The following is a 13,566-nucleotide window of genomic DNA, read 5'->3' as shown; positions in this document are numbered from 1 at the left end:
GATTCCGCCCGACAACGGAGTGGAATCAAACAATTTTTAAACAGAGCCGTTTGTGGGGGGCATTCTGTCGAAGCATTCGTTTTCTGTCGCATCCTGTCTGTGCCTATGATTAGTAAAATAAAAAAAGTGCCGCTATAATAGATTTCAAGTAAACGCTTTACTTTTTGACTGGAGGGGATACGATGCCGCTGCTTCGTTTGAAGAAAAAGCAGAAAATCACTGAAGAACAGATTGCTGCAATCGTGGGGAAGGAAAATGTGGACAGCTCGTCCAGTGAAAGGCTGGTTTATTCATATGATGCCACGCCGAATTATCAATCGCTGCCTGATTTTGTCGCTGCGCCGGGAAATGCCGAAGAGGTCGCCGCGCTGCTAAAACTATGTAATGAAACGGGAACACCGGTTTATTCAAGAGGTTCCGGCACCAATCTGTGTGCGGATACCTGTCCGGTTCATGGCGGAGTTGTTCTGCTGACGAAGCGTCTGAACCGGATTCTGGAGCTCGATAAAGAGAACCTGACGATTACGGTCCAGCCGGGGGTGATCACGAAGGAGATCAGCGATACGGTTGAGAAAGAAGGGCTCTTTTATCCCCCGGATCCCAGTTCAATGAAGATTTCGACAATCGGCGGGAATCTCAGTGAAAACTCCGGCGGCCTTCGCGGGTTAAAGTACGGCGTGACCCGGGACTATGTCATGGCGCTTCAGGTTGCCTTACCTGACGGGGAACTGATACGCACAGGCGGAAAACTGACGAAAGACGTTGCCGGGTACGACCTCACCAGACTGTTTGTCGGATCTGAAGGAACACTGGGCGTGATTACTGAAGCCACCCTGAAGCTGATCCCGAAACCGGAGTCGCAGAAAACAATTCTGGCGCTGTATCAGGACATTGAAGCAGCGGCTCGTTCGGTGTCGGCCATTATCGCCGATAAGATGATTCCCGTCACACTCGAATTTATTGATCAGGATACGCTGAAAGCTGTTGAAGATTTTGCCCATATCGGGCTTCCCACCGATGTCCAGGCCATCCTGCTGATTGTTCAGGACGGACCTAAGGAAATTGTCGATCGTGACATTCACCGGATCGCGGAGATCTGCCGCAGTAAACAGGCCGTGGATGTCCGGCTGGCTGCTTCCGAGCAGGAGGCAGAACAACTGGCGACGGCACGTCGGTCAGCCCTGAGTGCCCTGGCCCGGCTGAAACCGACGACGATCCTTGAGGACGCAACGGTGCCCCGCTCGGAGATTGCGCCGATGGTCCGGGCGATCACTGAAATAGCCAGAAAATATAATGTGCGTATCTCGACATTCGGTCATGCAGGCGACGGCAATCTTCACCCGACGTGTCTGACAGATGCGCGGGATCATGACGAAATGCAGCGGGTCGAGAAAGCCTTTGCCGAGATTTTCGAGAAGGCGCTTGAGCTTGGCGGGACGCTCACCGGGGAACACGGTATCGGGATGACCAAAGCGCCTTATCTCGAATGGAAGCTAGGCAAAGCGGGTGTGGCCGTGATGCGCGGGATTAAACAGGCTCTGGATCCTTCCGGCATTATGAATCCGGGGAAAGTGTTTGCAGAGGCAGCGAGCGAAAGAGAGGCGAATGTGAAATGATGACGGAAAAAGATAAACGGCAGATCCAAAAAGACTTTCAGAAGAACATGGATTATGACGAACTGCTGAACTGTATGCGTTGCGGCTTCTGTCTGCCTTCATGTCCGACTTATATTGAAACAGGCCATAAGGAGAAATATTCTCCGCGCGGCCGGATTGCGTTAATGAAAGGGATCACAGACGGCGTCGTTGAGCCAGACGAGGATATTGCCCATTCGCTTGACCTATGCCTGGGCTGCCGGGCTTGTGAACCGGTCTGCCCTTCCGGTGTCAAATATGGCCATCTGCTGGAGGACGCCCGCAGCATTCTTCAGAAACATAAGAAACAATCGGTACCGGTAAAATTAATCAGGAAGGGCGTGTTTAATGGTCTATTCCCCCATCAGAACCGCATCGAAGCGGCCACGGGACTGCTCGGGTTTTATCAGCGCAGCGGTCTGTCCAAGGTCGGCCGGAAAATCGGATTTATGAATCTTTTTCCGGAAAGTATGGCCGCGATGGAAAAAATCCTTCCCGAAGCCCCGACGAAAAAGGAAATCAGGGAGCGGCCGCGCTTTTTTCCTCACGAAGGGGAGAAAAAAGCAGATGTCGCTTTGTTTGCCGGCTGCCTGATGGATACGCTGTTTTTTAAAACGAACAATGCCACGATCCGGCTGCTGCAGAAAGCCGGCTGCGATGTGACCATTCCGGAACATCAGCTGTGCTGCGGAGCGCTGCACGGCCACAACGGTGAGCTTGAACAGTCGAAGAAAATGGCAAAGCAGAATATCGAAGCGTTTGAGGCCGGGCACTTTGATTACATCATCACGAATGCCGGCGGCTGCAGTGCTTTTCTGATCGAATACGATCACCTGCTAGCCGGCGAGCCTGAATGGGCAGACCGGGCAAAACAATTTGTTTCCAGACTGAAGGATATTTCGGCGATACTGGTCGACCTTGATTTTCACCATCAGCATCATTTGCAGCTTTCGCCGCAGACGGTCACCTATCAGGACTCCTGCCACCTGAGAAATGTGATGCACACTTATAAGGAGCCAAGAATCCTCCTTCAGTCCATCGAAGGGGTCAGATATGAAGAGATGGAGGGTGCGAACACTTGCTGCGGCTCGGCCGGCGATTATAATATCGTCCAGCCGGAGATGGCGATGCAGATTCTTGATCATAAAATGGCCAAGGTGGAGAAGACCGAGGCGCAGACGATTGTCACGGCGAATCCCGGCTGTCTGCTTGAGATGAAAGCAGGTGTTGAGCGCAGCGGCAATAAGGGGAAAATGAGAGCGGTTCACATTGCAGATCTGCTGGTTGAAGCACTGGAGTATTCGGAAGAAAACCAGCTGGTTCGCTGATGGATTAATGAAAAAGTGAAAGTTAAAGGTAAAAACAGAGTGGAAACAATCCATTCTGTTTTTTTTAATTTCTAAAACTGGCTAAACATCATTTTTTTCATGAGACTTCTGCAGGAACAGCGAATGGACCGGACGAGGAGGGACCGCCTGAAGCATCTTATACCGTATCAGCGAGATTACCAAGCAGAATGATTGTTGATCCACAGGCATCGATCCATGAACCCAAAGTGATCTGTTTGTTCACTTCTGTGAATGTGGCCTCCTGATCGAGCTGCTGCCTGCGCCCCAGTGCCTGCATCATATGGCCGAGGGCGATGAGGGTAATGCCGATCAAGGAATACAGTTTACTCCAGATCGAATGAATCGTCAGCAGCATCAGATCACCGGCGATTTCTCTGAGATTCGCTGAAAGTGCCTGCCTGATCAGCAGCGGATCATCATGTACATCCTGAATCAGTTGAATCGAAAAAATGCTGTAGTTGAGAAAGTTCAGTCGGACAATGAACTGAAACTCGGGATTTGTCCGGATTACATCAGTCAGTAAGGCACCGCCGCCAAACTGAATCAGGCTGCTGGTGAGCGCAAGTTGGTTGCGGAGCTCACTGGTGAGCGGGATCTCAGGTGTTTTACCCACAGCATTGATTGTTTTTCCGGCGGCAATAGAGGCCAGCGCAAGATTTCTGGCCAGTTCGGTGTTATTCATGGTTCTCCCATCCTGTCTGTCGCACCTGTCTCTATTCTATTCAGATCCGCTCAGGGTGACAGTGGCCTGGGCCCGGGAGCATGTGGACCGGAGTGCCTACATTTCAACATTGCGGGCATTTACTTTTGGGTGATCATTGTCTGTCTCCATCGTCTCGGGAAAGGTGGTCATGATCTTACGGACAAGACGAAGAAAATGGTCGGGATGCCGTTCCAGAAAGATCTTGAGTTTCCCGGCTTTGACCCAGGCACGGTCATGGAGCGCCTGGGTGATGATTCCGGTTTCCAGCGCCTCATCCAGTTCTTCTTCATCAACAAAGAAGAGACTGCGGTCCGGGAAGAGGATAAAATCAAGGTAAAGATCATCGAACCACAGCACTCCGTCACGCTCGCGACCGATTTGTTTGACAATATCAAAATAACACTGCACGAGCCGGCGATGCTGGTTAAACATAGCGGTCAGCACAAACCCGCAGTCGCCTTCCGGGAAAAGCTGCAGCCAGGAGTAATTTCTGTCCACCGTTTTATTCCGGACCCCGCCGTAAACCACCGACATCGGTGCTTTGATCGCATCAAAATGCAGCAGCACAGCTCGGCCGTGAAAGTCCGGCCACATATATGCTTTTTCCATTATTCTTTTTTTCACGATTCTGCGCCAGCCGCGCCGGTCTGCATATTTTCTTTTCATTCTGTACAGTCGCATCGAATCACCTTCGCCGTATCTCTATCTATTGTAGCCTAATTCACCGGAAAGTGAACGCAGCTTTTCCTTCTCTGTAAAGAAGGGCCATAAAAAGCCAAACCGGTACACAAATACAAATGCATAAAAATACAGAGCGCTTTTCTGTAAAAAGATGCGCTCTGTCAGCCAAAATGTATCGATGAGGAGCGGTCCGTTAAAACACAGCCGGCAAAATAATCGCCGCGTCCTTATCCGATTTTTTAGAGAATTCCGAATGAATCGATTGCCCCGTCCAGTCACATGACTCTGGTTCAGTGGGAATGATTGATGACGATCAGCTGATCACCGGAAGCATTCTCGTTTCCTTTTTCATATCAGAATGGCAGAGCGGACATTTCGGATGACTGTCGAAAGAATAAGCGTCCCTCATCCATCCGGAACAGTCATCATTCGTGCATGTCCAGACAACTGTTTCTTCTTCAGGAACCGGTTCTTGCTGGCCACGGTTAAAACCCATGAAGCATCATCCCCCTTCCTGTTAATCTTTTTATTATAACGCAAACGAGACGTTTAATAAATGAAAGTGCTTTCTCCGGCATCGGACCGTTACTGAGAAATTCCCGTCTGAACAATATTGACGTTGACCCGGCAGTGGAAACGGGCATGGGGATAACGGTCCGGCCAGGAATGCCCGTCGAAACGATAGGTGAAACTTCGGACGGTATTGCCCAGCCCGAGCGGATCGACACGATAAGTCTGAAAACGATGCACCAATTGCCGGGCTTCCCATTCCAGATGACGATTCAGCAGCTTTGTGATGTGATCTGCATTCTTTTTGCTGATGGATCCGGGAAATGCCTGACGGACCTGAGCAGAAATTTTGACCCGGGCGTAAATATCCGGAGACGAACTGTTCCCGTTCCGCACCTTAAAGCTTGCTGAGGTATGGACATTTCTGAGCGCGATATGTTTGCCCCTGGCAAATTCATAGTCATAGACTCCCTGGTCGAATGGCTGAAATAACATTTTGAACACAAATACATCGTCGCCGTCGATCTTCATGACGTACTTGTCTTTCTTAAATGCGGCAACCCCGACCAGTGCCAGATGATCGCCTTGTTTCTGGATGATCGGCATGAACGCGTCCATATATTCTCCGTAATAGCTGTAGAGAATTTGGGCCAGATCAGAATCCGGGTAGTTCTGCTGACTGTTCTGCTGGATCAGATCCTGAATATAACGAGAGACCGGAATCTGGGTCTGGTAATCCGCTGCGGTAAGCATTTCCCGGGTGCTCCCCTCAACGACAGCGAGCGTCAGGTCCCGCGGTGTGTCCGGATCGCGGTTTCTGAAATCAAGCTGTTTACTAAGTCCGTGTCTGGCCAGCTTATCATCAAACAGCATCACTCTGATCTTCCCGATCTTCAGCTGACGCTGACCTTCCGGCTGAAACTTGTCGACCAGCGACTTCCCGTCATAAGTGACGCCTGAGATGTAGCGCATCATCGCCGCGGTAGACGGCAGCCCCGCGCCCTGACTGCCCGGATTACCGCTCTCGACATAGTTCGGCATGGTCGCAGTGCCCATGATCTGTCCTTTTCCGAGATAGTCATACCCCTCTGCTTCAACCATCAGAATGTCGTCGATGATGTTTGACGGCAGACAGCCGGTCAGAAGGAGCAGGAAGAGGCACAGGAGGAGGATCTTTATTCTCATGCCGGCTCCCCCTTCACCTTCTTGACAATCCACTGGCAGAGCAGGAGCAGGGGAATGTAGATGTAGTTAAAACAAAAACCAAGCTTGGAGAAAAGGGCATTGGCTGTTGCGACCAGTTCGCCATTGTAGACAATCTCGGCAACAACAATGAAAACGGCAAGGACGAATATAAGCGCATATTTCTGCCGGATCACCGGAAAGGTCAGTTTGATGCCGCGGGAAACAATCCATGCGGACAGTGCCATGCTGGGCAGAAGAATCCAGATCATATAGACGATGTTGATCATATCCACATGTTCAAAAAGCGGAAATGTAATACTTTTCCAGAAAGTCACCGTCGGCCAGATGGTCAGTTTCATCTCTCCCTGGCTGAAGTAGGCCGTGCCGAGGATCATTATCATCAGATAGATGAAGAGGGTATCTAGTAATGCAAAATAGCACCATTTTTTCGCCTGTTCCGGATGTTTGATGAACGGGTAGTAGAAAAGGATCATTTCACTTCCAAGATAAATATGAATCGAGTAGAAGACCGACAGAAGCAGAGATTTCGGCCCGTGATCAAACAAGGGAAGCAGGTTCGAAAAATGGGCGCCGGGCACGGCAAATACCGTTTCCGCGTAAAGCGGGATCATATAGACGAAGCTGAGTAGAAAGATCCCGCCGATCGTGCGCATGCCGCCAAGCACAATATAGGCAATCAGAAGGCAGAAAAGAGCAGTAAAGACCAGAATCGAGAGTTGAGGGAAAATCCAGACTTGAAGAATTTCAATATAACTGCGCAGATAAATAGCCGCGTAGAGCATGAAAAAAATGATGGTGGCCAGATTCAGTACACCGCCGATCCATTTTCCAAAAATCCGGGTATGAATCGAAAACAAATCGGCTCGTCCATACTTGTGTTCATTTTCGAGAAGGCGCAGGATGAGCCACATGACGCCAAGCGAGGACAATCCGCCGATCAGGCAGGCCACCCAGGCATCCTGGGCACTGAAGCGCGACAGCGGCTGCTGGAATGAGAAAAATCCGATACCGATCTGTGTGACCTGTATCAGAAAGAAACTGCTCATCGGACCTAACTGGTGCGTTTCATTGATTTTGTTTAAAGCCATGGCCGAATCATCTCCACAGTTCGTTTAAGCTCTTCTAACCCTTTATTCATCAATGTCGGGACTCTTTTTCCCTTTCTCTTGGCTGGTCCGTGTCGTATTCATTCGTGCCGGATCGCCCGGGCGAAGGAACATCGGACGACTGTTCTGAAGCTGGAACGGCAGGCGGATAAAGGCGTCTTTCAAATCAGATGCCCGGAACGGAAAAATCGGTTCGATATACGGCCTGCCGAGTGATGTCAGCCGGATCAGATGGGTGACGAAATACGTAAAGCACATGCCAATGCCGAGCAGTCCGAACATCTGGGCACTAATAATAAACGGAAAACGAATAAAACGAATGGTCGTCGCCATCCGGTAATTCGGCGTGATAAAAGCAGCCAGGGCGGACATTGCGATGATGATCAGCAGGATATTGCTGCTCAGACCGGCCTGAACAGTTGCCGTACCGATAACAATACCGCCCACAATACCGATAGTCTGACCAACCTTTGTCGGCAGCCGGGCGCCGGCTTCGCGCAGCAGTTCAATCATGACTTCAAGAATCAGCACCTCCATCACCGGGTCAAAGGGGACGGAGCTGCGCGAGCTGATCAGCGAACCGAGTAAATCTTTAGGAAGCAGCTGGTAATGATAGGTCAGCAGGGCAACATAGAGCGATGATGACAGAGCCGACAGTGCTACGGCGAACAGACGCAGCAGACGATAAGCTGAGCTGATGTTCCAGGGAAGGAAATAGTCGTCAAATGCTGCGAAAAATTCGACGATTGTTGAAGGCAGAATCAATGCGTTCGGCGAGCCGTCGACCAGTACGGCGATTTTTCCTTCGTAGACGGCACCGGAAACACGGTCGGGCCGTTCCGTATCTGTGAACTGAGGAAAAATGGTCCAGTTATTGTCCGTGATCATCAGCGCCAGCATCGTGGCATCGATCAGGCTGGCAACTTCAAGACTTTGGATACGCTGCAGCACGGTATTGACATTTTCTTCGCTGGCGATACCGTCGATATATATGATGCCGACCTGTGTCCGCGACAGTTTGCCGACACGGATTTCTTTCAGCGTCAGCTGCGGCACAGGGATGCGCTTGCGGATGAGATTGATGTTCGTATCGATCGATTCAACGAACGTTTCTTTCGGACCGATGATACTCGTTTCCACTTCTGATTTCTCAATCTGCCGTCCCTGTATCTTGACCGAAGGGACGATCAGGCACTCCGGAGATCGCTCATCCTTTTGAATAATGATGTATCCTTCCAGCAGTTTCGACTGAATCTCATGGATGTCTTTCGTCTGGATCAATTTCTCAAGCGGCAGCTGATCCTTAATATCGGCCATATTGCGAATACTGTCACTATAGAGAAATGGGAAGACGTCACGGTGGACATAGTCGATATCGATCAGTGTCCGGAAGTAAGAAATCCAGCAGCTGAAATGCGTGTTGCCATGTTGAAAATGAACAAAATCGCGGCTCTTGCCGAGGTGGTCGAGAACATCGCCAATTGTTTTCGGATCTTTATTTTTGCTGGCCTGCTGCTGCCTTTTTTTATTCCGGAACATGCGTTTGCCTCATTTCAGTTCATGTTGTTCTTCTTTTTTTCGATTCTCGATTTTTTCTGCTCATATTTTGCGGCATCGATGTAGATGACGATCAGCGGAACGATGCAAAGCCAGGCAATCACCGCATACATCAGCAGGGCGCTCAGTACATCAATTCTGAAAAACACACTGATAAAGAAGACAAGCAGCAGGGCAAAGTAACTGAGATATAGAAAAACAGTGAGCATCACAGGTCCCCTCTTTGCCGCGATCCGTACTTTTGTGTCACAAGCTTTATTATCTCCAGGTAGATTGCCCGCTGCCCGTGAAAAATATTCCGCGGACAGACAGGATTACGGGCGTGACAGCGAAATTGTAAACAGCGGCAGCATTCGGGAGGGCGATCCTGTGGAAGGGCTTTTCTTTTGTGGATCAGCTGTGATAAAGTAAAGCTTGGAATTCGGTGTTTTGGAAAACAGCCGGTTCTGTGTACTCGTTAGTTAATTTCGGAGTTGGAAGGATATTGATATGAAGTCGGCATGGAAAGTGTTTAAGGAACAGATCAGCAGCTTCTATCTGATCAGACGTCTCTCACTGTATGAATTGAAAAGTGAAAACAATAACAATTATCTGGGCATGTCCTGGGTGATCATCAATCCGCTGATTCAAATCCTGATTTACTGGCTTGTCTTCGGGATGATTCTTGACCGGGCAGGCGTCCTGGAAAACGGACGGGGTATACCCTACATCGACTGGCTGATGGCCGGGATTATTGTCTGGTTCTTTCTCCAGCCTTCTGTCGTTCAGGGTTCAAGTTCGATCTATCAGCGGATTCGGTTTATCGCAAAAATGAATTTTCCGATGAGCGCCATTCCCAGTTATGTGATCTTTGAGAAATTTTATCAACACTTAATGCTGACGCTGATTATTTTTATTATTTTGCAGTTTACACCGTACAAGGTCAGTGTTTATATTATCCAGCTGCCATACTTTATGTTTGCCGCATTCGCTTTCTTACTGTCGGTGTCGCTGATCACGTCGACGTTCTCGACGATTGTCCGTGATTTTCATCAGATCCTGATTTCAATGATGCGGATGATGTTCTATCTGACGCCGATTCTCTGGCCGCCGTCTCTTCTGGATGAAAAGTCGAGAACGCTGGCCCATATCATGCTGATCAATCCGATGTACTATCTGATTGAAGGCTATCGTTCATCGATGCTCGGCCTGTCCTGGTATGGCATTGAACACTACAAATATACCCTTTACTTCTGGGCGTTTGTTGTGGTGACCTTTATCATCGGGTCAACCCTTCACCTGAAGTTCAGGGATCGCTTCGTAGATTATCTGTAAGGTGGAAAAAATAAATGGTTAAATCAGTTATCGTCAGTCATGTTTCCAAAGAATATAAAATGTTTACAAAGAATTCGGAGAAAATTCTTGATCTGATCCTCCCGGGCGGCTATGGACAGTCTTTCTATGCTCTTCAGGATATCAGTTTTGATGCTGACAAAGGCGATGTCGTCGGGATCATCGGTGTCAACGGTTCGGGGAAGTCGACCTTGTCGAACATCATCGGCGGCGTCATTCCGCCGACTTCGGGCACGGTCACCGTGAATGGTGAAGCGGCGCTGATTGCCATTCAGTCCGGACTGAAGTGGGAGCTTACCGGGCGGGAGAATATTGAACTGAAATGTCTGATGCTCGGATTTACGAAAAAAGAAATCAAAGAGATGGCACCGAATATTATTGATTTCGCCGATATCGGCGACTTCATCGATCAGCCGGTTAAGTCGTATTCAAGCGGGATGCGTTCACGGCTCGGCTTCGCGATTTCAATCCACATCAATCCGGATATACTGATTATTGATGAGGCGCTGTCCGTCGGCGACCAGACCTTTGCCGACAAATGTCTGGACAAAATGAATGAATTTAAGGCTGAAGGAAAAACCATTTTCTTCATCAGTCATTCGCTGAATCAGATGAAAAAGTTCTGTGAGAAGGCCCTGTGGATCCAGTATGGCCAGGTCGAGGACTACGGCCTGATGAAGGACGTCATGCCGAAGTACGAAAGCTTTATCCGCGACTATAAGAAAATGTCCCGTGAAGAACGCGATGCTTTTCAGAAAAAAGTGCGCGAGCGGCGGATGGCAGCGGCACAATAAAGGCCGGCGTTTACTGACCCTGTTTTATGGTCCTGTTGATTCCTGCCCCGGGCGACGGAGCAGCGAAAATCAACAGGATTTTTTAACAGCAAATTGTGAAATATTTATCGTTTTTTGTGTATACTAAATGAATAATCATCTTAAGTATAGCCAATGGTCGAACAGTAAATAATAGGATGAGCGGTGGATCTATAATCACAGCGCAAAACAGGAAAGGAGGGAAGGGTTCGGGCAAATCATTTTGTAAGCGATTACTTGTCCGGATCCTGTACAGTTTATGAATCATCTGAACCTTTTAAGAACGGCAGTGGAGAAGCGTAAAAGCCATTTGATTGAGCTATTGGAGAGCAATCATGCCGTTTCAAATTCGGCAAAATTGAAAGCACTTACATTGTCCGAACTTGAAGATGAATGGAAGCGGTATTGCGAATGGCGTGAGAGAGGAACAGGCTGAACCGTGCGCGTGAAACGAAAAGGTCCTGATCCTATTATTGTTTATGGCCACTCTGCTGTCTGGTGCGGAAGGCATGAGACTCCTGCGGAAAGCGATCGCCTGCGCCTGAAAACAACGGCTGGCTTTTACAGAGCCGATGAAAAAATACAGGGGGGCCGCTCACAAACCTGTGTCAGGTCTGAGCGGTCCCCCTGTGTGTCGTTGAAACATTCAGCTGAAACCCATGGCCAGTCATGCTCATCCGGGATCTTGTTTAAACGATCGGACCGGCTTGACGGATCTCATCAGAAGCTTCAGGGAAATGATTGAAATTATCTTTAAATTTAAGGGCCAGCAGACGGGCGGTCCGATCATAGGCTTTCGCGTCCTGCCATGTCTTCCACGGCAGCAGGACGTCGTCCGGAACGCCGGGGCATTCGTTTGGAATATGAAGGCCGAAAATCGGGTCTGTCCGAGTTGCAGAATGATCGAAGTGGCCGTCCAGAGCTTCCTGAATCATCTTCCGGGTATAAGCCAGTTTCATTCTTGAACCGGTTCCGTATGGGCCTCCAGTCCATCCGGTATTGACCAGATAGGCCTTGACATGATGCTTCCTGATCTGCCGGCCGAGCAGTTCCGCATAGACGGACGCCGGACGCGGCATAAATGGAGCACCGAAGCAGGTTGAGAACGTTGCCTCCGGATCGGTGACACCGCGTTCGGTACCTGCCAGTTTGCTGGTGTACCCGGACAGGAACTGATACATCGCCTGTTCCGGTGTCAGCAGGCTGATCGGCGGCAGCACACCGAAGGCATCTGCTGTGAGGAAGATAATGGCCGACGGGTGCCCGCCGATGCTTGGAATCAGGGCATTGGATACATTTTCAAGCGTATAAGCAGCCCGGGTGTTTTCCGTCAGCGAGCCGTTGTCATAGTCCGGATGACGGTCGGATTTGGAAACGATTACATTTTCAAGGACGGTAGCGAACCGGATGCTGTTATAGATCTGGGGTTCTCTTTCTTTAGAGAGACGGATCGTCTTCGCATAGCAGCCGCCTTCGATGTTGAAGATGCCCTTGTCTGACCAGCCGTGCTCGTCATCACCAATCAGATCGCGGTCGGGAACATTGGAGAGCGTGGTCTTGCCGGTACCCGACAGCCCGAAAAAGAGCGCTGTATTGCCGTTTGTTCCCTGATTAGCCGAGCAGTGCATCGACATGACGCCGCGTCCCGGCAGCAGGTAATTCATCACTGTGAATATTGATTTCTTGATTTCACCGCCGTATTCAGTACCTCCGATCAGAACTACCTTGTGTGTGATTGAGATGATGATGAATGCTTCCGAACGTGTATGATCGCGCTCTGGAACGGCCTTAAAGCCTGGTGCTGAGAGTACGGTAAATTCGGCTTGATGCCGGACCAGTTCGTCAGGCGTCGGAGCGATGAACAACTGGTGACAGAACAGGTTCTGCCATGCGTATTCATTAACAATCTGGATCGGCAGGCGCTGCTGCGGATCCGCACCGGCGAAGCCCTTGAAAACAAAGCGTTCCGGAAGATCAGCCAGATAATGCACCACCTTGTGAAAGAGGCTCTGAAAGACTTCTTCGCTGATTGCCTGGTTGCGCGTCCAGTCGATCTGATCTTCGGTGGTCCGGTCTTTCACGAAAAATTTGTCATGCGGTGACCTTCCGGTATATTTACCGGTGGTCACTGCAAGTGAACCGCGATCCGTTAAAACGCCTTCATTATTTGACAGCGCTTTCTCGACAAGCACGGCGGAAGGCAGATTCACAAACGTATTCCCGGTTTTCAATAATTCAGAGATGGTTGTTTTTGAAACGGTAGCATTCATAACCGACATCCCTTCCTGATATGGAATTCTATTTGACACCTAAAGTATAGCACAGAAAAATAACATTTTTCTAAATTAAGGGGTTATCTGTGAAATAATTCACAAATAATTTAATGCAGTTCCGGATGCCGGGTCCGGCACATTCTGTTCCCGAGAAAGTACGTTGACACTTTTATATCCCTGCTGTATTATATGAATTAATCAATATGGCTGCTCTTATTCCGAGCAGGCGGAGGGACAGGCCCGATGAAACCCGGCAACCGGCCGTTTCGGCACGGTGCTAACCTGCAGGAGAACGATATGTCCTTCTGAAAATAAGAGGCACATTCAGAGAGTAAGCCTGATCCTGTATCGGAGTGGGCTTTTTTCATGCCTTTAAAACAAAGAGGATCGGATGCCGTTGACT

12 protein-coding genes and 1 riboswitch are annotated in these 13,566 nt (G+C 49.5%); of the genes, 4 read left to right on the top strand and 8 right to left on the bottom strand.

Annotation, left to right across the window (positions count from 1 at the left end):
* The first annotated feature begins 182 nt into the window (after nt 1-182).
* Complete coding sequence (gene glcD, locus D889_RS0103740) at nt 183-1,616, top strand: glycolate oxidase subunit GlcD (protein WP_010630488.1); 1,434 nt, start codon at nt 183-185, stop codon at nt 1,614-1,616.
* Nucleotides 1,616-2,962, top strand: a complete 1,347-nt coding sequence (locus tag D889_RS0103735; RefSeq protein WP_026038969.1) for a (Fe-S)-binding protein — start codon at nt 1,616-1,618, stop codon at nt 2,960-2,962. The genes glcD and D889_RS0103735 overlap by 1 nt, the downstream gene beginning before the upstream one ends.
* Before the next feature lie 157 nt (nt 2,963-3,119).
* Here the strand turns inward: D889_RS0103735 and D889_RS0103730 are convergent, their stop codons facing one another.
* The 7 genes from D889_RS0103730 to D889_RS0103700 all read right to left on the bottom strand — a co-directional run bounded on the left by D889_RS0103730 (nt 3,120) and on the right by D889_RS0103700 (nt 8,955).
* A complete protein-coding gene (locus tag D889_RS0103730) occupies nt 3,120-3,665 on the bottom strand; it encodes a DUF6944 family repetitive protein (protein ID WP_010630486.1) in 546 nt (181 codons plus the stop codon).
* A 96-nt stretch (nt 3,666-3,761) separates the two neighbouring features.
* Entirely contained in the window at nt 3,762-4,367 is a 606-nt protein-coding gene (locus D889_RS0103725) for a DUF402 domain-containing protein (RefSeq protein ID WP_010630485.1), read from the bottom strand.
* A gap of 313 nt (nt 4,368-4,680) precedes the next feature.
* Nucleotides 4,681-4,863: a cold-shock protein gene (locus tag D889_RS0103720; RefSeq protein WP_010630484.1), complete on the bottom strand. Its 183-nt coding sequence runs from the start codon at nt 4,861-4,863 to the stop codon at nt 4,681-4,683.
* Nucleotides 4,864-4,952: 89 nt separating this feature from the next.
* The gene (locus D889_RS0103715; protein WP_010630483.1) at nt 4,953-6,062 is read right to left on the bottom strand and encodes a Ger(x)C family spore germination protein; all 1,110 of its coding nucleotides are present in this window, start codon (nt 6,060-6,062) and stop codon (nt 4,953-4,955) included.
* Nucleotides 6,059-7,171 (bottom strand): GerAB/ArcD/ProY family transporter, encoded by a 1,113-nt coding sequence (locus D889_RS0103710; RefSeq protein ID WP_010630482.1) that lies wholly within the window; start codon nt 7,169-7,171, stop codon nt 6,059-6,061. Before D889_RS0103710 ends, D889_RS0103715 begins: the two co-directional genes overlap by 4 nt.
* Before the next feature lie 42 nt (nt 7,172-7,213).
* Nucleotides 7,214-8,728 (bottom strand): spore germination protein, encoded by a 1,515-nt coding sequence (locus tag D889_RS0103705; RefSeq protein WP_010630481.1) that lies wholly within the window; start codon nt 8,726-8,728, stop codon nt 7,214-7,216.
* Between the two features lie 14 nt (nt 8,729-8,742).
* Nucleotides 8,743-8,955 carry a hypothetical protein gene (locus tag D889_RS0103700; RefSeq protein ID WP_010630480.1) on the bottom strand — a complete coding sequence of 71 codons (213 nt, stop codon included), beginning with the start codon at nt 8,953-8,955 and terminating at the stop codon, nt 8,743-8,745.
* A 280-nt stretch (nt 8,956-9,235) separates the two neighbouring features.
* Between D889_RS0103700 and D889_RS0103695 the strand changes: the two genes are divergently transcribed.
* The gene (locus tag D889_RS0103695; RefSeq protein ID WP_010630479.1) at nt 9,236-10,060 is read left to right on the top strand and encodes an ABC transporter permease; all 825 of its coding nucleotides are present in this window, start codon (nt 9,236-9,238) and stop codon (nt 10,058-10,060) included.
* Between the two features lie 14 nt (nt 10,061-10,074).
* Nucleotides 10,075-10,872, top strand: coding sequence for a teichoic acids export ABC transporter ATP-binding subunit TagH (gene tagH / locus D889_RS0103690; protein ID WP_010630478.1), 798 nt, complete (start codon nt 10,075-10,077; stop codon nt 10,870-10,872).
* A gap of 707 nt (nt 10,873-11,579) precedes the next feature.
* Here tagH and pckA read toward each other — a convergent pair.
* Nucleotides 11,580-13,160, bottom strand: a complete 1,581-nt coding sequence (gene pckA, locus D889_RS0103685) for a phosphoenolpyruvate carboxykinase (ATP) (protein ID WP_010630477.1) — start codon at nt 13,158-13,160, stop codon at nt 11,580-11,582.
* A 213-nt stretch (nt 13,161-13,373) separates the two neighbouring features.
* Nucleotides 13,374-13,481, top strand: a riboswitch (SAM riboswitch).
* Nucleotides 13,482-13,566 lie beyond the last annotated feature (85 nt).

The sequence above is a fragment of the Sporolactobacillus vineae DSM 21990 = SL153 genome (assembly GCF_000377985.1).
GTDB classification, from domain to species: Bacteria; Bacillota; Bacilli; order Bacillales; family Sporolactobacillaceae; genus Sporolactobacillus; species Sporolactobacillus vineae.
Note: the sequence above shows the minus strand (reverse complement) of the source record. Positions and strands in the feature narration are given on the sequence as shown.

Bases quoted from the DNA above. Each gene is read 5' to 3' on its own strand.
- D889_RS0103695 (WP_010630479.1), top strand. From the start codon at position 9,236: ATGAAGTCGGCATGGAAAGTGTTTAAGGAACAGATCAGCAGCTTCTAT.
- D889_RS0103730 (WP_010630486.1), bottom strand. From the start codon at position 3,665: ATGAATAACACCGAACTGGCCAGAAATCTTGCGCTGGCCTCTATTGCC.
- D889_RS0103735 (WP_026038969.1), top strand. From the start codon at position 1,616: ATGACGGAAAAAGATAAACGGCAGATCCAAAAAGACTTTCAGAAGAAC.
- D889_RS0103710 (WP_010630482.1), bottom strand. From the start codon at position 7,171: ATGGCTTTAAACAAAATCAATGAAACGCACCAGTTAGGTCCGATGAGC.
- D889_RS0103700 (WP_010630480.1), bottom strand. From the start codon at position 8,955: ATGCTCACTGTTTTTCTATATCTCAGTTACTTTGCCCTGCTGCTTGTC.
- pckA (WP_010630477.1), bottom strand. From the start codon at position 13,160: ATGAATGCTACCGTTTCAAAAACAACCATCTCTGAATTATTGAAAACC.
- D889_RS0103725 (WP_010630485.1), bottom strand. From the start codon at position 4,367: ATGCGACTGTACAGAATGAAAAGAAAATATGCAGACCGGCGCGGCTGG.
- tagH (WP_010630478.1), top strand. From the start codon at position 10,075: ATGGTTAAATCAGTTATCGTCAGTCATGTTTCCAAAGAATATAAAATG.
- glcD (WP_010630488.1), top strand. From the start codon at position 183: ATGCCGCTGCTTCGTTTGAAGAAAAAGCAGAAAATCACTGAAGAACAG.
- D889_RS0103705 (WP_010630481.1), bottom strand. From the start codon at position 8,728: ATGTTCCGGAATAAAAAAAGGCAGCAGCAGGCCAGCAAAAATAAAGAT.
- D889_RS0103720 (WP_010630484.1), bottom strand. From the start codon at position 4,863: ATGGGTTTTAACCGTGGCCAGCAAGAACCGGTTCCTGAAGAAGAAACA.
- D889_RS0103715 (WP_010630483.1), bottom strand. From the start codon at position 6,062: ATGAGAATAAAGATCCTCCTCCTGTGCCTCTTCCTGCTCCTTCTGACC.